This window comes from Streptomyces formicae (assembly GCF_002556545.1).
GTDB lineage: Bacteria > Actinomycetota > Actinomycetes > Streptomycetales > Streptomycetaceae > Streptomyces > Streptomyces formicae_A.
In genome coordinates this window covers 8981388-8999684 of sequence record NZ_CP022685.1, presented here as the reverse complement: position 1 = coordinate 8999684, position 18297 = coordinate 8981388, and the positions used below count along the sequence as shown (strand labels likewise).

The 18297-nt window shown below is 73.0% G+C and carries 16 protein-coding genes; 6 read left to right on the top strand and 10 right to left on the bottom strand.

Features of this window, described 5'->3' with window-relative positions; translation table 11 throughout:
• Positions 1 to 25: 25 nt before the first annotated feature.
• The 3 genes from KY5_RS42010 to KY5_RS38720 all read right to left on the bottom strand — a co-directional run bounded on the left by KY5_RS42010 (position 26) and on the right by KY5_RS38720 (position 3394).
• Positions 26 to 184 (bottom strand): hypothetical protein, encoded by a 159-nt coding sequence (locus KY5_RS42010; protein ID WP_159072706.1) that lies wholly within the window; start codon positions 182 to 184, stop codon positions 26 to 28.
• 493 nt (positions 185 to 677) lie between these two features.
• Complete coding sequence (locus tag KY5_RS38725) at positions 678 to 2186, bottom strand: PepSY-associated TM helix domain-containing protein (protein ID WP_098246579.1); 1509 nt, start codon at positions 2184 to 2186, stop codon at positions 678 to 680.
• A 167-nt stretch (positions 2187 to 2353) separates the two neighbouring features.
• A complete protein-coding gene (locus KY5_RS38720) occupies positions 2354 to 3394 on the bottom strand; it encodes a cation diffusion facilitator family transporter (protein WP_098247771.1) in 1041 nt (346 codons plus the stop codon).
• Between the two features lie 184 nt (positions 3395 to 3578).
• On the opposite strand from KY5_RS38720, the gene KY5_RS38715 reads away from it, so the two are divergent.
• Positions 3579 to 3938 carry an ArsR/SmtB family transcription factor gene (locus KY5_RS38715; protein ID WP_199843441.1) on the top strand — a complete coding sequence of 120 codons (360 nt, stop codon included), beginning with the start codon at positions 3579 to 3581 and terminating at the stop codon, positions 3936 to 3938.
• A gap of 32 nt (positions 3939 to 3970) precedes the next feature.
• Here KY5_RS38715 and KY5_RS38710 read toward each other — a convergent pair whose 3' ends face one another.
• Together KY5_RS38710 and KY5_RS38705 are read right to left on the bottom strand one after the other, a co-directional pair.
• Complete coding sequence (locus KY5_RS38710; RefSeq protein WP_098246577.1) at positions 3971 to 5605, bottom strand: amidohydrolase; 1635 nt, start codon at positions 5603 to 5605, stop codon at positions 3971 to 3973.
• Between the two features lie 212 nt (positions 5606 to 5817).
• The gene (locus tag KY5_RS38705) at positions 5818 to 6441 is read right to left on the bottom strand and encodes a TetR/AcrR family transcriptional regulator (RefSeq protein ID WP_098246576.1); all 624 of its coding nucleotides are present in this window, start codon (positions 6439 to 6441) and stop codon (positions 5818 to 5820) included.
• A gap of 68 nt (positions 6442 to 6509) precedes the next feature.
• Between KY5_RS38705 and KY5_RS38700 the strand changes: the two genes are divergently transcribed.
• From KY5_RS38700 to KY5_RS38690, 3 genes are all read left to right on the top strand, one after another.
• Complete coding sequence (locus KY5_RS38700) at positions 6510 to 7964, top strand: purine-cytosine permease family protein (protein WP_098247770.1); 1455 nt, start codon at positions 6510 to 6512, stop codon at positions 7962 to 7964.
• A gap of 368 nt (positions 7965 to 8332) precedes the next feature.
• The gene (locus KY5_RS38695) at positions 8333 to 9145 is read left to right on the top strand and encodes an SDR family NAD(P)-dependent oxidoreductase (RefSeq protein WP_098246575.1); all 813 of its coding nucleotides are present in this window, start codon (positions 8333 to 8335) and stop codon (positions 9143 to 9145) included.
• Between the two features lie 139 nt (positions 9146 to 9284).
• Positions 9285 to 10538, top strand: a complete 1254-nt coding sequence (locus KY5_RS38690) for a cytochrome P450 (RefSeq protein ID WP_098246574.1) — start codon at positions 9285 to 9287, stop codon at positions 10536 to 10538.
• Between the two features lie 3 nt (positions 10539 to 10541).
• Here the strand turns inward: KY5_RS38690 and KY5_RS38685 are convergent, their stop codons facing one another.
• Positions 10542 to 11048 carry a carboxymuconolactone decarboxylase family protein gene (locus KY5_RS38685; protein WP_199843439.1) on the bottom strand — a complete coding sequence of 169 codons (507 nt, stop codon included), beginning with the start codon at positions 11046 to 11048 and terminating at the stop codon, positions 10542 to 10544.
• A gap of 92 nt (positions 11049 to 11140) precedes the next feature.
• Positions 11141 to 11767, bottom strand: coding sequence for a LysE family translocator (locus KY5_RS38680; protein WP_098246573.1), 627 nt, complete (start codon positions 11765 to 11767; stop codon positions 11141 to 11143).
• 224 nt (positions 11768 to 11991) lie between these two features.
• On the opposite strand from KY5_RS38680, the gene KY5_RS38675 reads away from it, so the two are divergent.
• The gene (locus tag KY5_RS38675; protein ID WP_098246572.1) at positions 11992 to 12987 is read left to right on the top strand and encodes a MerR family transcriptional regulator; all 996 of its coding nucleotides are present in this window, start codon (positions 11992 to 11994) and stop codon (positions 12985 to 12987) included.
• Here the strand turns inward: KY5_RS38675 and KY5_RS38670 are convergent.
• A complete protein-coding gene (locus KY5_RS38670; protein WP_098246571.1) occupies positions 12959 to 13795 on the bottom strand; it encodes an SDR family NAD(P)-dependent oxidoreductase in 837 nt (278 codons plus the stop codon). The two genes, KY5_RS38675 and KY5_RS38670, sit on opposite strands and share 29 nt — an antisense overlap.
• A gap of 138 nt (positions 13796 to 13933) precedes the next feature.
• Between KY5_RS38670 and KY5_RS38665 the strand changes: the two genes are divergently transcribed.
• Positions 13934 to 14581 carry a TetR/AcrR family transcriptional regulator gene (locus tag KY5_RS38665; RefSeq protein WP_098247769.1) on the top strand — a complete coding sequence of 216 codons (648 nt, stop codon included), beginning with the start codon at positions 13934 to 13936 and terminating at the stop codon, positions 14579 to 14581.
• A 29-nt stretch (positions 14582 to 14610) separates the two neighbouring features.
• Here the strand turns inward: KY5_RS38665 and KY5_RS38660 are convergent, their stop codons facing one another.
• Together KY5_RS38660 and KY5_RS38655 are read right to left on the bottom strand one after the other, a co-directional pair.
• The gene (locus tag KY5_RS38660; protein ID WP_098246570.1) at positions 14611 to 15285 is read right to left on the bottom strand and encodes a DUF4232 domain-containing protein; all 675 of its coding nucleotides are present in this window, start codon (positions 15283 to 15285) and stop codon (positions 14611 to 14613) included.
• Between the two features lie 183 nt (positions 15286 to 15468).
• Positions 15469 to 18228 carry an AfsR/SARP family transcriptional regulator gene (locus tag KY5_RS38655; protein WP_098246569.1) on the bottom strand — a complete coding sequence of 920 codons (2760 nt, stop codon included), beginning with the start codon at positions 18226 to 18228 and terminating at the stop codon, positions 15469 to 15471.
• Between the last annotated feature and the right edge of the window lie 69 nt (positions 18229 to 18297).

Sequence of the window (18297 nt, the reverse complement as noted above, 5' to 3'; positions counted from 1 at the left end):
ACTCCGGCCTTCGCCGCTCGGCCGGTCAGCCGCGGCGCCCGCCTTCCGGTGCGTCCCCCGCGCACCAACCCCGTGCCCACCCCGGCCCGTCCCTGCCGAGGTGGGCACGGGCGTGCGCGGCACGGCGGTCGGCGGCGACGAGGACGTTCGTCCGCGCCGCCGCCTCGGTCCGCACCGTGATCACTGGGCCGCTCCCCCGGCCTGGCGTCCCGGTCGGCACAGGACCGCTTGAGGGGGCCGCGCGCGGCGGCCGCGGACACGGGAGTTCAGGAACCGGTCGTCCCGCGCGAGGGGGCGAAGCCATCCGGAATCCACGTCGGGGCCGTCGCCGGAAGCGGACCCCGGCAAAGGGTGAGGCCCCGCCGCGACGGGGGAGACACGGCGGGACCCAAAGAATCGGGTGCCCAGCCACAGCCGACTCACACACACGCACGATAATTCTTCGCCGCCTTGAGTCATTCTTGAGCGACTCCCGAGTCACCCCGGCCACCCGGACAGCCGTGAACCACCCCGAACACTCCTGTGCGGACGGCGCGTTGTCAGCGGCCCGCAGTACGGTCCCCTCATGGCCGACCCGGAGGGCAACGAGTTCTGCGCCGCCGCCCGGGCCTGAGACCGCCCGCCCCCGTCCACCGCGCACGGGCCCGGCGCATGGGCCCGTGCCCCTGGTTGCCGGCTCACGCGTACGTACGTTTGCCGCGCCGGTACGCGATCTCCCCCAGCACGATGTCCACGCCCAGGAACACCGCCAGCGGAATGCCGAGCAGCGGCATGAAGTAGCCGAGCACGGCGATCACCGCGAGCGCCGGGACGAGGACGTACGCGGGGACGTCCTGCCAGGCGCCGCGCGCCATCGGCCGTCCGAAACTGTTCCCTCGGCCGCGCCGCCACCACATCCGGTAGCCCAGGACGATCAGCAGGATCAGGCAGACGGCGAGCGCGGCGAGCGCGATCTGGTTGGCGAGGCCGAACAGGGAGCCGGAGTGCGCGTCGATGCCCCAGCGGGACAGCTTGGCCAGCACCGGATAGTCGTCGAACCGCAGCACATCGGTCACCTGGCCGCTGGTGGGATCCACGGCGACGGAGTCCTGCTTCTCGGGCCAGCTGCGCTGGACCTGCTTCACGACGTACGCCGATGCCTCGTCGGTCGGCGGGACGATCTCCACCGGGTTCGAAAGCCCCTTCTCGCGGGCGGACTTGAGGACGGCGTCTAGTCCGACGTCGGCTCCGCCCCGCCCCGCGCCTCCCCCGGATCCGGCTCCCGCTCCCGTACCCGCTCCCACGCCGCCGGAAGCGGCACCGTGGCCGGAGTGCTCACCGCCCGACCCCGCCCCCGCCGCACCGCCGGGCGTGACGCTCGCCGACACCGTGGGCGTCGTCTGGTTGACGGCCTCCCGCAGGTCGCTGATGCTCTGGCCCGCGTACGTCGACCAGGTCAGGCCCGTCGCCGACAGGAAGAACAGACCCGCGGCCGCCCAGGCGCCCACCGAACCGTGCAGTGCCAGGGTGCGTCGGCCGCCCTTCGTCCCCCGCAGCTTCCTGCGCGACCTGCGCCGCCCGAACCACAGGACGAGCCCGCCGCCCGCGATCACCCAGAGCCAACTCGCGGCGAGTTCGCTGTAGAGGCGGCCCGGCTCGCCGAGGTGGAGATCCCGGTGGAGCCCGTCGATCCAGGTGCGCAGCGGAAGCGCCCCGCTGGCGCCGTACTGCTCCAGCGCGCCGCGCACCTCGGCCGTGTACGGGTTCACGAAGACGGCGAGCGTGTGGTCGGGGTCCACGCCGGGGACCCCGGAGAGCAGGACGCGGGTGGTCGCGCCCTCCTCGGGCGAAGGCCGCACCGCGCTGATCGTGCCCTCGGGATGCGCCTTGCGCGCGGCGGCCACCTGGCGGGCCAGGGGCACCTCCGTCTTGTCCTCGCCGACGGGGACGCGGAGTTCATCGGCGTACACGTACTTCTCGACCTGGTACGACCCCGCGTACAGCAGCCCTGTCGTGGCGGCAACGAGCAGGAAGGGGGCTATGAGCAGCCCAGCGTAGAAGTGCAGGCGCAGGACCAGGGGGCGCAGTGACGCCCTGGCGGAGCGCCGTGCCACGGGGTGGGGGTCCGCCGATTCCTGTGGTGGCTTCGGGGGTGCGTCCGGCTGCTGCCCGTCGTCTGGGACGAGGACGGTGGGATCGGCGGGCATGGGGCGTTCTCCTGGGTCGGCGGGATCGGCGGGCCGCGGTCCGGCTCCGCAGCCGGACCGGTCCAGGAGTCGGACCGCGCACCCGTCGAGTTCCCGCCACTTGAAGTGACGTACGCCACATGCATGCAACTCGCTCGCACCTACGCCGAGTTGGCCCGGAGGCCGGGTCAGGCGGGTGCGTGGTGGGCCAGCGCCAGATGCGGGTCCCGCTCGCCCGCGACGGGCGCGGGGTCGGCGTGGACCGTGGCCCCGGTCAGTTTCGGCACCGCGTGAAGCAGCGCGTGTTCCGCGTCGACGGCGACCCGGTGCGCCTCCCGCACCGTCAGCCAGCCGTCGACGACGACCGCGACCTCGGCGCGCAGCCGGTGCCCGATCCAGCGCAGCCGCAGCTCACCGACCGCGTGCACGCCGTCCACGTCCAGGAGCGCGCGCTCGGCCGCGTCGACGAGCGCCGGGTCGACGGCGTCCATCACGCGGTGCAGGACCTCGCGGGCCGCGTCCTTGAGGACCAGCAGGATCGCCACGGTGATCAGCAGGCCGACCAGGGGGTCCGCGAGCGGCAGGCCCGCGGCGGCGCCGCCCGCGCCGATCAGTACGGCGAGGGAGGTGAAGCCGTCCGTGCGCGCGTGCAGTCCGTCGGCGACCAGGGCGGCCGAGCCGATCTCACGTCCGACGCGGATGCGGTAGCGGGCCACCCATTCGTTGCCGACGAACCCGACGACGGCGGCGAGGGCGACCACCGGGATGTGGCTCATGTCCCGTGGATGCAGGAGCCGTTCGACGGACGACCAGGCGGCGAACGCGGCCGACGCGGCGATGGTCAGGACGATGGCGACGCCCGCAAGGTCCTCGGCCCTGCCGTATCCGTAGGTGAAGCGGCGGTTCGCGGCGCGCCGCCCCACGACGAAGGCGATGCCGAGCGGCACGGCCGTCAGCGCGTCGGCGGCGTTGTGCACCGTGTCGCCGAGCAGCGCGACGGAACCGGAGACGACCACGACGGCGGCTTGCGCCAGGGCCGTCATGCCGAGCACGAGGAGCGACACCCACAACGCCCGCATCCCGCGTGCGGAACTCTCCAACGCGGCGTCGACCTTGTCGGCGGAGTCGTGGGAGTGGGGCGTGAACAGGTGACGGATGCGAGCGAGCGGATGGCGGGGGTGGGGGTGGGAGTGGGGGTGGGAGTGGGAGTGGTCCGGCGAGTGCGGCACGGGCGCACCCTCCTGCGCATGCGAGCGCTCATGCCCGCGCTCGTGCCCGTGCCCGTACTGCCGACCGTCGCTCACGTCGTGCCCCTTCCCGTACGTGGATGGCGTCACGGGCGGGCCGGTCACCACGGCCCGCGAGGAGAGGGCACGGGTGGACACGGACCGCCCAGACGCTCATTATGTGCGTATGAGCGCACGCATGCACCTATCACCTGCGCATTCTGCGCATCCGCGCACCCCGGGCGACGACCAGTTCGCCCTGGCGGCCGAGCTGTTGTCGCTGCTCGGCGACCGCACCCGGCTGGTGCTGCTGCGCAGACTCGCCGACGGCGAGGCCGATGTGAGCACGCTGACCGAGGTCTGCGGCGCCGCGCGGCCCGCCGTCAGCCAGCACCTCGCGCGGCTGCGTCTCGCCGGGCTGGTGACCACGCGCAAGGAGGGCCGCCGCGTGGTCTACGCGCTCGGTGACGGCCATCTGCGCCGCGTCGTCGACGAGGCGTTGAACCTCGCGCACCACCGGCTCACCGGCCGTCCCCCGCACGACTGACCGCTCGACGGACCGGCAGGCGCCGCGCGGACTCACATGCTCGCGGCGCGGTGCGTGGTCCCGCCGTCGAGCACGGTGAGCAGGACCGGCAGCTCCGGCAGGTCCGTGGCGGCGACGCCGAGCGGGCTCTCCGCGAAGACCGTGAGGTCGGCACGGTGCCCGACAGCGAGCCGCCCCGCCTCGTGCTCCTCGCCCGCCGCGCGGGCGGCGTTGACGGTCATGCCCTGGAGCGCCTCAAGCGCGGTGAGTGCCTGCTCGGGGCCGTGCGGGTCCTGGCTCAGGTCGCGGCTCGGGCGGCGGTGGCGGGCGCCCGCCATGACGCCGAGCGGCGGGTAGGGGGCGATGGGCCAGTCCGAGCCGAGGACGACGGTGGCGCCGGAGTCCCACAGATCGCGGCAGCGCCAGGCGCGTGCGGCACGCTCCTCCCCCAGGCGGCGCGACCAGTTGTCGGTGTGGTCGGCACGTGTGAAGTCGCAGCAGTGGGTGGGCTGCATGGAGGCGATGACGTCGAGCTCGGCGAACCTGCGCAGGGTGTCGTCGGGCACGGTCTCGATGTGCTCGACACGGTGTCGCGGGGACCCGTTCGCGCCGCCCCCGACGGCCCGAGCCTTCTCGACCGAGTCGAGTACGTGCCGTACGGCGGCGTCGCCGATGGCGTGCGTGGCGGTGGGCACCCCGGCGCGGTGGAGTTCGCCGACGATGTGCGTGTAGACGGCGGGGTCGGGCCAGAACGCGTGCGTCGACTCGCCGTGGCAGTCGGGGCGTTCGAGCCAGGCGGTGCCGTTGTCGATGGTGCCGTCCATGAAGAGCTTGACACCCGAGGTCCGCCACAGGGCGCCGCCGGCGCCCTGCCCCTCGATGAGCGCGCGCAGCCCCTCGGCGTCCGTACCCGGCTGACACCAGGGGGCCACGCGCAGCCGCATCGGGAGTTCGCCCGCTTCGTCCAACTCGGCGTACAGCGCGAGGCTTTCGCCGCCCGCGTCCATGGCGTGACCGCCGGTGAGCCCGGTGGCGGCCATCTCGCGCAGGGCTCCGGCGAGTTGGTCGCGGCGCTCGGCGCGGGTGGGGCGCGGCGCGGCGCGTTCCACGAGTTCGCAGGCGGCGTCCTCCAGGAGCAGCCCGGTGGGGCGTCCCGCCGCGTCGCAGACGACCTCGGCGGCCTGGTCGAAGGTACGGGGTCCGTCGACCCCGGCGAGTTCGAGGGCGCGCGGGCTCGCCAGCATCGAGTGGGCGTCGAACATCTGCAGGAGCGCGGGGACGCCGTCGAGCACGGGACCGATGGCGGCGGTCCCGACGGGCCGGTCGCCGAAGACGTTCGGGTCGAGCCCCCAGCCGTGCAGCCACGCCCCGGGCGCGAGCCCGCTGACCTCGCGGGCCAGCGCGTCGCGCACCGCGTCCAGGTCCGCGCAGCCCGAGAGGTCGAGCCCCTGGGTCAACTCGGCGCCGGATACGGGATGGAGGTGCCCGTCGACCAGACCGGGCGTCACGACGGCCCCCTTGAGGTCGATCACGGTCGTCGAGGTGTCCGCGAGCGCCCGCATCTCCCGGTCGTCCCCCAGCGCGCGGATCCGCCCGCCGGACAGGGCCAACGCGGTGTGCGGCAGGAACGCGCCGGTGACCGGGTCGAGCAGGCGGGCGGACAGCAGGACGAGGGGGGTGGGTGGCACGGGGGCTCCTTGGGACGGGGTGGTACGTGACGGGGGTGTGCGTGGTGGAGGTGTACGTGATGAGGGTGTAGGCGAGGGGGCCTATGCGACGGGGGCGTACGGGACAGCACGCGCATCGGCGTACGCGACACCACACACGTATCAGCGCACGCGTCGCCATGCGCGACCCGAGGCACATGTCAGCACCGGCGGTACGCGGGTCAGACGTCAGATCAGCCCAACGTTCCCTCCGCCAGACCGAGTTCACGCTCCGCCGTGGCGACGGCCATCCGGGCCACCACCGCGGGCCTGTCACTGTCTCCGGTAGTGGCGTGGACACCGAGGCCGTCCAGCACCACCAGTATCTGAATGGCCGTCACATTCGGGTCGTCGGTGCGGAATCCGTCGCGCTCCACGCCGTCGCGGATGACCCCGGCGAGCCGCTCGCGCCAGGCGGCCTCCTGCTCGGCGACGCGGTCGCGCAAGACGGCCCGGTAGCGGCTGAGGTGCCGCGCGTTGATCCAGAGGCGGCTGATGTCGTCGTACGACTCCCCCGTCGTCTGCGCGAAGAACCTGGTCAGGTGCTGCGTCGGGGTGCCGTCCTCCCCGTCCGCGGGCAGCAGCGCGTCGAGTTCGGCGCTCGCCGCGTCGCCGAACGCCTCCGCCACCAGATCCTCCACCGAGGGGAAGTAGTGACTGATCAGCCCCGGCCGCACGTCGAGCTCCTCGGCGATCCGCCGCAGGGTGACGCACTCCAGCCCCTCGACCAGGGCGACCGAGGCCGCCGCCACGACGATTTCCGCACGTCGGGCGGCCGGAGATTTCCGAATTCGCTTTCGCTGAACGCTTGACGACATGCCGACAACGCTATTGAGTGTGCGACCAATAAGCAAGCAGGTGGATGGACCAGCACCCGGAGGGCCTCATGGCGTCCACGATTCCCGACCCGCTGCCGGGCGGGCACACCACGCTCGGCACCACGGCACCCGCCGCGACCGGCGCGGACCACGCGGGTCACATCGAGGCCCACGGCATCGACCACATCCCCGACGGCGAACGCCACGGGCACCCCAGGGAACTCTTCTCCGTGTGGGCCGCGGCGAACGTGAACTACCTGAGCCTGGTGATCGGCGGCGCGCTCGTCCTCATGGGACTGAGCCTGTGGCAGGCTCTCGCGGTGATCGTGGTGGGCAACCTCTTCTGGGTGTTCACGGGCGTGCTCGCGATCTCCGGTCCCGCGTCCGGCACGCCGAGCGAAGTGATCACCCGGGCGCTGTACGGCGTCATCGGGAACCGGGTGAACAACGCGGTCACCGGTTGGATGATCTCGGTCTGCTACTTCGCCCTCAACCTGTCGGCCGCGGCGACCGCGGCGTTCGCCCTGGTCGAGAAGGTGGGGATACCGGCGAACACCGGCGTCCAGGTGGCCGTCGTGGTGGTCATCGCCGCGCTCACCCTGACCATCAGCGTCTACGGCCACGCCACGATCCTGCGGCTGTACCTGCCGATCACCCTTCTGCTCACCGCAGTCTTCGCCTTCGTCGCCGTCGCCGTGCTCGGGCACACCGACTTCTCGTACGCGCCCGCCGAACCGCTCACCGGCTCCGAGCTGTGGGTAACCCTGATCTCCGGCGTCACGCTCATCGCCGCGGGCCCGTTGTCGTACACCACCAGTGCGGACTTCTCCCGCTATCTGCCGCGCACGACGTCCGCGAAGGCGGTCGCGGGCTGGACCGCGCTCGGCGGCTTCCTGCCCAGCGTCGCGGTCTGCTCGCTCGGCGCGTTCGCCGCGACTTCGGTCGACATGACGGATCCGCAGACCGCGCTCGAGGGGCTGCTGCCCGGCTGGTTCACGCCCGCGTTCCTGCTGGCCCTGGTGCTCGGCACGATCGCCATCAACGCCATGACCGCCTACAGCGCCGGTCTCGCCCTGCAAGCCGTAGGCCTGCGCATCCGGCGCTCGGTCAGCGTGCTCTTCGACGGCACGGCGGCGGTCTCCCTGACCCTGTACGCGCTGCTCGTGTCCAACTTCCTGGACACCGTCAGCGACGTCCTCCAGCTCACCGTCGTCCTGCTCGGCCCCGCCATGGCCCTCTACGCCACCGACATCGTCCTGCGCCGCAACCGCTACGACGGGCTCGCGCTCACCGACGAGTCGCCGGACAGCCCCTTCTGGTACACGGGCGGCGTCCACCGGGCCGGCGCGCTGGCCTTCGGTGCAGGCGTCACCTCGGCCGCGCTCTGTGTCAACACGCTCTACACCGGCCCCGTGGCACACGCCTTGGGCGGCGCGGACCTGGCGCTGCCGGTCGGCATGGTCGTCGCGTCGGCGCTCTACGCGGGGCTGATGCGCGGAGGGCTCGGGGTGCGCGAGGTGTGACGCGGGAGGTCTCGTCGCGGTCTGGCCGCAAGGGCCCGTCGCGGATCGTCAGAGCGGCGTATGGAAGCGGGGGCCACACTTGTCCCGCGCCACACCCCCGGCTTCCATGGGGGATGTGAACAGCGCGTGGCTCCTCCTCGACCGGCCCCCTCATCGGGCGTCCCGTCGCCTGCCCCGCTGCCCTCTGACGGAAGCGTCCGCCCGCCGCTGACGCGCCTTCCCGAAGAGCGGTGGGGCGCCGTGGCCTGACACGGCGCCCCTTCTGCGTCCTGTCTCAACCCCCCCAGTTCCGTACGCCCTTTCAGCCGCCTGCCGGACGCCCGTGGCCCCGGTCGGCGGTGTCGCGTACCCGCACCCGTGGATGGCCCATGTCCGAGTCCCACCTGTCCGCCCGCACCGTCCTCGTCACCGGCGCCACCTCCGGCATCGGCCACGAGACGGCGCGACAGCTCGCCGAGCGCGGCGCCACCGTCCTGCTGCACGGACGCACCCACGAGGAGGCCCGCGCCGCCGCCGACCGGCTGATCGCCACCGCCGACGTCGACGCGGCCCGACTCCACACGTATGGAGCGGACTTCGCACACCTCGACGAGGTCGGGACACTGGCGGACACGATCGTCCGCGCACACCCGCACCTGGACGTCCTGGTCAACAAAGCCGGGATGGCGGCGCCCGAGCGGCACACCCTCACCGCCGACGGGAACGAGATCGCCTTCCAGGTGAACTTCCTCGCCCACTACCTCCTCACGTGCCTCCTGGAGCCCGCCCTCACCAGCGAACCGGGCGGCCGCGTCGTCAATGTCTCCTCGTCGCTGCACCGCACCGCGTCCATCCAGTGGAGCGACCCGCACCGCACTCGCCGCTACTCCCGGCTCGCCGCCTACGCCCAATCGCAGCTCGCCCTCACGGTGTTCGCCGCGGACCCCCGTGTCACCGCGGTCTCCGTGCACCCCGGCGTGTGCGGCACCGCGCTGCTCCCGCTGTACGCCAACGAGGGCGTCACGCCCGCCGAGGGCGCGAGCCATGTGGTGAGGCTGTGCGATCCGGCCTTCGAGGTCGTCAACGGCGCCTACTACGACCGCGCCGAACGCGTCGCCCCCGCTGTCGCCGCCACCGAGGACCGCACCGTGAAGCGACTCAGCAGGCTCGCCGATCTGCTCGTGGGGCGTACGGCGGCCTGACAGCGGTCCGACCTGCCGGGACCTCGGGTCGGCGCAGCGCCGAGCCACCAACTGACGCCACAGTGAGCCAGAATGGCTCGCTCTGGCGTCAATCGTGTGCCATGCTGACGCCACAAGGCGCCCACCACCGGAGGACCCCATGCTGCACGAATCATCAACTCCAGCCCCCGACAACGCACTTGAGGGCGGTGCCTTAGCCGCGAGTGCCGATCCGGTCCGGCTTCCCGTCGAGCGCCCCTCGGGATGCCCCTTCGATCCGCCCGCCGAGCTGGCACGGCTGCGCGCCGAACGCCCGCTGGCCCGGCTGAGCTTCCCCGACGGACACGTGGGCTGGCTGGCCACCAGTTACGCGGTGGCGCGCGCGGTCCTCTCCGACTCACGCTTCAGCTCCCGGTACGAATTCATGCACCTGCCCTTCGAGACCGGCTTCACCGGCGAGCTGCCCCCGGCGCCGGTCGGCGACATGACCGGGATGGACGCGCCGGAGCACACCCGCTACCGGCGACTGCTCGCGGGCAAGTTCACCGTCCGCAGGATGGCGCTGCTCGGCGATCGCATCGAACGGATCACCGCCGACCACCTCGACGCCATGGAGCGGCAGGGACCGACCGTGGACCTGGTGACGGCGTACGCGCAGCCCATCCCCGCCCTCACCATCTGTGAACTCCTCGGCGTGCCCTACGACGAGCACCACTTCTTCCAGGAGAGCACCGCGACGGTCATGTCCCACAGCTCCACTCCGGAGGACGTGGCCGCCGCCATGACGGCGATGCACGAGTACCTGGGTCGGCTGGTCGTCGCCAAGCGTGCCGCGCCCACCGACGACCTGCTCAGCGACCTGACCGGCAGCGACCTCGACGACGAGGAGCTCACCGGCCTCGCCGTCTTCCTGCTCGGCGCCGGTCTCGACACCACTGCCAACATGATCGCGCTCGGCACCTTCGCGCTGCTGAGCAACCCGGACCAGTTCGCCGCGCTGCGCGCCGATCCGGGCCTCGCCGACCAGGCCGTCGAGGAGCTCATGCGCTATCTGACGATCGCCCAGTTGTCGGCCCGGAGCGCCCTGGAGGACGTGGAGCTGGCCGGACAGGTCGTCAGGGCCGGGGAAACGGTCGCCGTCTCGATGGAGGCCGCCGACCGCGACCCGGCCAAGTACCCCGACCCCGACGTGCTCGACCTGCGCCGCAAGGCGAGCGGTCAGCTCGGCTTCGGGCACGGCATCCACCAGTGCCTCGGCCAGCAGCTGGCCCGCGTCGAGATGCGGGCCGCGTTCCCCGCGCTCGTCACGCGGTTCCCGACGCTGCGCCTCGCCGTCCCCGCCGACGAGATCCCGCTGCGCACCGGCATGAACATCTTCGGGGTGCACCGGCTCCCCGTCACCTGGGACGAGTAGTGATCAGTTCCACGGTTCCGAGAACGACCGGCCGGGCACCGGCTTGGCGATGAGGGCCACGGCCGTGAAGAAGTTGACCTGGCCGATGGCGAACATCAAGGTGGCGAGCGCCTTGGGCTCGTAGAACTCGGCCACCTGCGCGTACAGCTCGTCGGAGACCCTCTCACCGTCCACGGACGGCTGGAGCACCGCCTCCACCAGCGCCAGCGCGGCACGCTCGACGGAGGTGAAGTACGGCGAATCCTGCCACGAGGACACCGAGGTGATCCTCTCCTCCGACTCCCCCGCCGCACGCAGGAAGCCCGTGTGCAGCACGGTCAGGTAGGTGCTTCCCGCGATCTGGCCCGCGCGCAGCTGGACCAGGCTGATCGTGGCGCGCGGCACCGAGCCGTTGCCCGTGACCTTGAACAGTGCCGCCGACACGTCGGCGAGCTCGGGGACCAGCTGGGCGGGGTCCTCGCTCATGCGGGGGGCCATCGGGATCTCCGCCGTGATCGAACGCGTTTCCATTGCCGTCTCCTTCAGGGTTTGCTTATCGCTTTCACTGCCCTGACGGATCCCGGCGCGGGAGTGTGACCGGTCGGGGAAAGAAACTTTCGGCGCTACGGGCTGTCGGCCGTCGCGACCTTCAGGCCGAAGCCGATCAGGACGACCCCCGTCACCCGGTCGAGCGCACGGCGCACAGCGGGCCTCTCGAAGAACCCCCGGGCCCTGGCGAGGACCATGACGTACCCGCCGAGCCAGAGCAGCGTGAGCACCGCGTGGAGGAGGACGAGCAGGGCCATGCCCACGTGCGACGGCAGCGACGGCGGCGCGAGGGCGGGCAGCAGACCCGTGTAGAAGACGGCGATCTTCGGGTTGAGTACGTTGCTGACGAGACCGGTCCGCCACGGATGCCCCTCGGGCGCGGGGCCGCTCGGGACGGTGGTGGACGCACCTCCGCCCCGGCGGCCGCGCACCAGCGCCTGCACGCCGAGGAAGACCAGGTAGACGGCGCCGAGCAGTTTGACGACCGTGTACGCGACAGCCGAGGCGGCGAGGACGGCGGCGAGCCCCGCCACGGTGAGGGCGCCCCAGACGAGCAGACCCGTCGTGATTCCGCCGACGGTACGGAGCCCGTCGCGCCAGCCTTCGGCGACCGCGCGTTTCGTGACGACGGCCATGTCGGGACCCGGTACCACCGTGAGCAGGGCGAGCACTCCGGCCGCCGTCATGATCTGCGTGAACATGGGGGCAGTCTGGCACCCGGCGCCCGCCCCTCGTCGCCCGGTTCGGCCACTGTGCCCGTGGCTGCGTAGGGGGAGCGAACGCAGCCACGCCTCAGGAGCGCCGACTCCTCTGAGACGGCCCCCGGCGCGGACGCCGGACGGCCGGGCACCGTGGAAGCACCCATACTCTGAACTCCCTTGCCATACCGGCAAGTTGCGTCGTTCGTGCATCGTATGGTGGCCGCATGAGCAGCGAGCGCGCAGAGGGCGGGGCGCCCTCATCGGCGAGGGCGAGCGTGACGACGGGAGCGCTGGCGAGGCACTTGGGTGTCTCGCCCACGACGCTCCGCTCCTGGGACCGGCGGTACGGGGTGGGTCCGGCGACGCGGGCCGACGGCGCCCACCGACGCTGGACACCGAAAGACATCGCCGTCCTGGAGGAGATGTGCCGGCTCACGGCGTCGGGCGTCGCCCCCGCCGAGGCGGCCCGCACCGCGCGGAACGCCGGGACTCCGCCGTCGGGCACCCGGCCTCCCGCTGCCGCGCACCCGGACCCGACACCCGCGGACATCCGACGGGCCCGCCGCGGTCTGGTCCGGGCGGCCGTCCGCCTCGACTCCCCCGCCGTGGACCACCTGCTGTACGCGACGATCGAGCGGCACGGCCTCGTCCTCGCGTGGGAGGAGCTCATGGTCCCGGCCCTGCACGCGGTGGGCCGCAAGTGGGAGTCGTCCGGGGACCGCTACGTCGAGGTGGAGCACCTCCTTTCGTGGCACGTCCAGACAGCGCTGCGCCGGGTGACACCGGCGACGGCGGCGACCGACCCGGCGCCCGCCGCGCCCGTCCTGCTGGCCTGCGTACCCGGCGAGCAGCACTCACTCGCCCTCGACGCGCTCACCGCCGCGTTGTCCGAACGCGGCCACCCCTTCCGCATGTTCGGCTCGGCCGTACCGGTGCCCGCGCTGACCGCGGCCGTACGGCGGATCGGCCCGAGCGCCGTGGTGCTCTGGTCCCAGGCCCGCTCCACCGCGAGCGTCCCGCTGGCGCAGCACGTGTCGTCCACCCGCTGGGGCGTGAAGGGCGCGCGCGGCCGTCCGGCGATGATCCTCGCGGGCCCCGGCTGGGCGGGGCAGCCGGTGAAGGGGGCACGCCGCCCCCTGCTTCTGCACGAGGCCCTGACCGCACTCACCGGGCTCTCCGCCCGCTCGACTCCTACCGCCGCGACACCAGATCCTCCGTGAGGTGATGCAGTCGCAAGGCGGCTTCCGGGTCGAACGGCTGCCCTTTCAGGGGTAGTTGGCGGCTCCCGCGATGCGCGGTGAACCCCGGACCCGGCGGCTCGTCGAGGAGGCGCGCCATCGGGGCCACGGCCTTGGCCACCGGGGTCGCGAAGAGCGCGAAGCCCGCCTTGGTGAGGGCGCGCAGCGGCTGCGGCAGATGGGCGGGCTTGCCGGTCGCTACGACGCCGGGGTGATAGCCGATGTAGCTGATCCGCGTGTCGGCGTGCACGAAGGGGAAGGCCACACCGAGCAAGTCGTTGGCCCGGAAGGACTGCAGGGTGGCCTTGGTTCCGCTGTGGCGGCGCGTCAGTTGCAGGTCGTCCCAGTACATGCGGCCCAGCGGCACGCCGGGGGTGCCGACGTTCATGATGACGGGGCGGGGTGCCGCCTCCAGTAACGCGCGCAGGCCGTGACCGAGCGCGTACCGGCTCAGGTAGGAGAGGGCGAAGCTGTGCTCGAACCCGTCGGGGGTGACGGTGCGCGGGCCGAAGAGCCGGTAGCGCTGGGCGCACAGGACGAGTTGATCCACGACTGAGCAGCTGCTCCGGACGGCCTCGACGAGCTCCCCCGTCGCGTCGACCGAGGTGAGGTCGACCTGCAGGAAACGCGCACGGTCTCCGGCCGACAGCGCCCCCGCCTCCGCGAGCCACGCCTCGCCCTTGTCCGGTGTGCTGCCCACGACGAACACGCGGGCACCCTCCCGCAGGTGGTGCAGGGCAAGTCCCTTGCCGATGCCGTCGGTTCCTCCGGTGATGACCACGGTCCGCATGACTGGTCCCCTCCCGCCTCGATGCGGATAACACATATCCGCTTACGCCAGGACCGTAGCACGAAGCGGATATGCTCTATCCGGATACGATCGGGCCGATCACGGCATACGAAGGGGGCCTTCATGGGAGACGGCGGCATGGGAGGCGATGACACGGGAGGCAACGGCTCGCGGGAGGCCGGGCGTCCGGCAGCCGCGGGGAGGCGTCCGCTGCGGCGCGACGCCGAGGACAACCGTCGGCGCATCCTCCAGGCGGGCCGGGAAGTCTTCGCAGCCAGGGGACTTCAGGCCACGCTCAACGATGTCGCCCACCACGCCGGGCTCGGCGTCGGCACCGTCTACCGGAAGTTCGCCGACAAGCAGTCGCTCGCGGAAGCCGTCTTCGGCGAAGAGCTCGACGAGATCGCGGCGATGGCACGGGAGTCCCTGGACGGCTCCGACGCCTTCGCCGCCCTGGCCGACTTCCTGGAAAGGGCGCTGGCCAGGGCCTCGGCCAACCGCGGCCTGCGGGAACTGATGCGCCAGGGCATGGTCGAGGGCACCGACCTCGCCCGAGCTCGGCGGGAGATCGCCTCGCACTGCGAGGCCCTCGTGGAGCGGGCGCGCGGCCAGGGGGCGCTGCGCGCCGGGGTGACCGCGGCCGACATCGCCCCCGTCGCCGCGATGATCGACGCCGTCATGACCCTGGAGGACGGGCCAGGACCCGAGCCCTGGCGGCGCTACCTGACGATCATCCTCGACGGCCTCCGCGCCCATCCGCACCAGGGGCGCCTGCCGGGCCGGTAGCCGTACGCGGCCCGGCAGCCGCATCCTGCCTAGTAGTCGTACGGCTTCGTCTTGTTCCAGTTGGTGACGTCCGCGCTGGTCCAGGTGAACTTCGAGGGGATGCCCTTGCCGTCGAAGGCCGCCTGGTCGGTGCCAGGGCCGGTGTCGCCGGTGCGGTCGCGCAGGGCGATGCTCAGGTCGCCCGAGGTGTGGGTCCTGGTGGACTCGGTGAAGAGGTTCACGGCCGAGTACACCTTGGCGCCGGGGCGCACCGTGATGCGGGCGGCGCCGCCCGGGGCGTCCTTGGCGGAGTGGGGCAGCACCTTGGTCGTGTCGCCGAGCATCACCGAGGGGTAGGAGGTCACCCAGCACGGTGTGGCGTCGGCGTTCGTCGCGGTGATGAGCAGGTGCTCGCCCTGCTGCTTCGCGAAGCGGTGCACCACCGAGTAGGACATCTCGTCGCCGTTGCACTGACGGGTCGCGGTGGCCTTGGCCTTGACCGTGCCCTGCGCGGCGGCGCTCGCCTTGCCGACCGTGACGCTGTCGGTCCCCGCGTCGACGGAAGCGCCCTCGACCGCGCCGGTTCCCGTCTCGACGGTCCTGGTGGTGGCGGTCTTCGCGTCCGCCTTGTCGCCGCCGTCAGCACCGCCGCAGGCGGCCAGGCCGAGGGCGAGGGTGGCGGTGGTGCCTGCCAGGACTGCGGTGCGGATGCGGTGCGTGCGCATGGTGGTGCTCCCCGATTGGGTGGTGCGGTGGTCGCCGCGGCGGTATGTCGCGGTGTGACTACCTTGACAGGATCTGCTGGCGTCGCGATCACGCACCGCTGACGTTCCGCTGACGTCCACTGACAAGGCCGCGCCGAGCCCTGCGCACGACCCTGGAGAAGGTGCCGCGCAGGACTCCCTCCGTCATGCCCCGACGGCGAGCCTCGCCCGCGCCGCGTCGCGTCGCGCGCGGTACGCGTCGTCGTCCGTCACCCGGAGCAGCGCCCCGAGCGCCCGCACCGCCCCGTCGTCGTACCCGGCCGCCTCCGCGTCGCGCGCCGCCTCGTCCAGGCAGCGGACGCCCTCGATCTCGTCGCCGAGGCCGACCAGGGCCTCACCGGCCGCCGCGAGCAGCAGCGCCCGGGTCGACGCGGGGGCGTCCGGGGCCTGGAGGGAGCTGGCCTCGGTCGCGGAGGCCAGCGCCGACTGCCACTGCTTGGCGTCGAGTTGGTGCCGCGTCAGGTGATAGAGGGCGAGGCGTTCCGTGTGGCGTTCGCCCGTCGCGCGGGCTATGTCCACGGCGCGCAGGCATCCTTCGGCGGCCTCTTCCACGTCGCCGAGCGCGGCCTGCGCCAGGGAGAGGTTGATCAGCGCGGTGGCCTCGCCGCCCGGGTCGCCCGCGCGGGCGGCCAGTTCCGGGGCCTCCTCCAAGTGGGGCAGCGCCTCCGCCGTGTGGCCCTCCTCGGTCAGGACCCAGCCGAGAAGCGCGAGGACGCGCGACTGGGCGTACGCGTCGGAGTCGGCCCGCGCCGCGGCGAGCGCCGTGTACAGGAGCGGGGTCCAGCCGTCGAGGACCCGCCACACCATGAGAGGCCACAGCGCGAGGACGAGCCGCCAGGTCCTGCCGTGCAGCCCGGCCGCGTCCGCGGCGCCCGCGGCGAGGATGAGGTCCTCGCGTTCGGCGGCGTACCAGTCCATCGCGGCATCCCTGCCGTCGAACTCCCGCACCTCGGCGGGCGGATGGAAGTCACGGGGCAGCTCGAAGCACGGTTCGCCGTCCTGCTCGGCGGCGCGGGCCGCGGCGAGCCCGGTGGCGATGTAGTGGTCGAGCACGCGCGGCAGGGCGTCGGGCCCGGCGTCCATGCCGCGCGCGTAGAGGCGTACGAGGTCGTGCAGCGTCCAGCGGCCCGGGGCGCTGTGCGTCAGGAGGTGGGCCGCGGCGAGCTGGTCGAGTGCCGCCTCCGCGGCGGCCGGGGTGGTGCCCGCGAGGGCGGCGGCCGCGCGGCGGTCGACGCGGGTGCCGGGGTGTCGGCCGAGGTGGGCGAAGTGGTGCGCGGCGCCGGGCGGGAGGCGGCGCACGGACAGTTGCAGGGCCGCGCGCACCCCGGTGTCCTCCGCGTCGAGGAGGCTGAGCCTGCGCGTCGCGTCGGACAGTTCGTCCGCCATGGCGGCGAGCGTCCAGTGCGGCTGGTCGGCGAGGCGGGCCGCGGCGACCCGCAGGGCGAGCGGAAGCCCGTCGCAGAGCCTGGCGAGGCGGCGCGCGGCGATCGGCTCCGCGTGCACCCGCTCGGGCCCGAGCACCGCGGCGAGCAGCGCTGCGCTGTCCTCGTCGCCCAGGACACCGAGCGGCACGGGCCGCGCCGCGTCGGAGGCGATGAGGCCGCTCAGCCGGTGGCGGCTGGTGACGACGGTGACGCAGTCGGCCCCACCGGGCAGCAGGGGCCTGGCCTGTTCGGAGGAGCGCACGTTGTCGAGCACGACGAGGATCCTGCGCTCTGCGGTCAGCGAGCGGAACAGGGCGGCGGCGCTGTTCACCGACTCGGGTATCCGGCGCGGCGGGACTCCGAGCGCCAGCAGGAACTCCCGCAGTACGTCCAGCAGTTCGGGCTCGCCCGTCTCGCTGAAGCCGCGCAGGTCGACGTGGAGCCTGCCGTCGGGGAAGCGGTCGCGCTCGCGGTACGCCCAGTGCACCACGAGGGAGCTCTTGCCCACCCCCGCGGGCCCGGTGACCAGACAGACGGGCGCCTCACCGGAGGCCGCCCCCGACAGTGCGGCGAGCTCGGCGGCGCGGCCGTGGAATCCGCGCGGCGCACGCGGCAGCAGGTCGACGGGGGCCGTGGTGACGACGGGCCCCGACACGTCGGCGGGCGCGGTACGGGCCGCCGCCCCGCCCTGCTCGCCCACCGGGGCAGCGCCATCGCCCCCGCCCTCGTCCTCCTCGTCGTACTGCCCGCGCAGGGCCAGGGCGTACGCCTCCGCGAGCTCACGTCCGGGGTCGACCCCCAGTTCGTCGGCGAGCAGTCGCCGGGTGCGGTGGAAGCAGTCGAGCGCCTCCGAGCGCCTGCCCGCCCGCCGCAGCGCGGTGACCAGCGCGGCGGAGAGCGATTCGCGCAGCGGATGGGCGCCCGTCTCGGCGCGCAGCACCGCGGCGGCGCGGGAGTGCTCACCCAACTTGCCGTACCCCAGGGCGAGTTGCTCGACGGCGGACAGGCGGAGTTCCTCCAGGGCGCCTGCCGCGGCCTGGAGCGGCGGGCTGGGGAAGACGCCGTTCAGCGCGGGCCCCTGCCACAGCGCGAGGGCCTCTTGGTACATGACGACGGCGTCGCCCACCGAGCGCTGGCCGCGAGCCAGGGTGACCAGTTCCTCGAAGCGGTGGGCGTCGAGCAGGCTCTCGGGCATCCGCAGCGCGTAGGCCGCGCCCTGGGTGGCCAGCTCCACGCCGTACATCGCCGCGTCCGCCGTCTCCAGGAGGGTCCGCAGGTGCGACACGTGTCCCTGGATGACGCTGCGGGCCCTCGGCGGCGGTTCCTCGTCCCACAGGGCGGCGGTGAGCTGGTCGACGGGGACGGGGAAGTTGGGCCGCAGGAGCAGCGCGGCGAGCAGGCTGCGCCGCTTGGCAGGACCGAGCGCGAGGTCACCGGCCTCGGTGGCCACGGACACCGATCCGAGCAGCCGGAACTCCACGAATCCTGCACCTCCAGAAGCGAAAGATCGACAGTTTATCGTCAGCCGTCGGAGGGCGCGGTGGTGCGG

What these genes read in the sequence shown, in the direction of transcription:
- KY5_RS38700 (WP_098247770.1), top strand. Translation starts at nt 6,510, where the DNA reads ATGGCGTCCACGATTCCCGACCCGCTGCCGGGCGGGCACACCACGCTC.
- KY5_RS38675 (WP_098246572.1), top strand. Translation starts at nt 11,992, where the DNA reads ATGAGCAGCGAGCGCGCAGAGGGCGGGGCGCCCTCATCGGCGAGGGCG.
- KY5_RS38725 (WP_098246579.1), bottom strand. Translation starts at nt 2,186, where the DNA reads ATGCCCGCCGATCCCACCGTCCTCGTCCCAGACGACGGGCAGCAGCCG.
- KY5_RS38715 (WP_199843441.1), top strand. Translation starts at nt 3,579, where the DNA reads ATGAGCGCACGCATGCACCTATCACCTGCGCATTCTGCGCATCCGCGC.
- KY5_RS38680 (WP_098246573.1), bottom strand. Translation starts at nt 11,767, where the DNA reads ATGTTCACGCAGATCATGACGGCGGCCGGAGTGCTCGCCCTGCTCACG.
- KY5_RS38705 (WP_098246576.1), bottom strand. Translation starts at nt 6,441, where the DNA reads ATGTCGTCAAGCGTTCAGCGAAAGCGAATTCGGAAATCTCCGGCCGCC.
- KY5_RS38695 (WP_098246575.1), top strand. Translation starts at nt 8,333, where the DNA reads ATGTCCGAGTCCCACCTGTCCGCCCGCACCGTCCTCGTCACCGGCGCC.
- KY5_RS38685 (WP_199843439.1), bottom strand. Translation starts at nt 11,048, where the DNA reads ATGGAAACGCGTTCGATCACGGCGGAGATCCCGATGGCCCCCCGCATG.
- KY5_RS38690 (WP_098246574.1), top strand. Translation starts at nt 9,285, where the DNA reads ATGCTGCACGAATCATCAACTCCAGCCCCCGACAACGCACTTGAGGGC.
- KY5_RS38660 (WP_098246570.1), bottom strand. Translation starts at nt 15,285, where the DNA reads ATGCGCACGCACCGCATCCGCACCGCAGTCCTGGCAGGCACCACCGCC.
- KY5_RS38670 (WP_098246571.1), bottom strand. Translation starts at nt 13,795, where the DNA reads ATGCGGACCGTGGTCATCACCGGAGGAACCGACGGCATCGGCAAGGGA.
- KY5_RS38665 (WP_098247769.1), top strand. Translation starts at nt 13,934, where the DNA reads ATGGGAGGCGATGACACGGGAGGCAACGGCTCGCGGGAGGCCGGGCGT.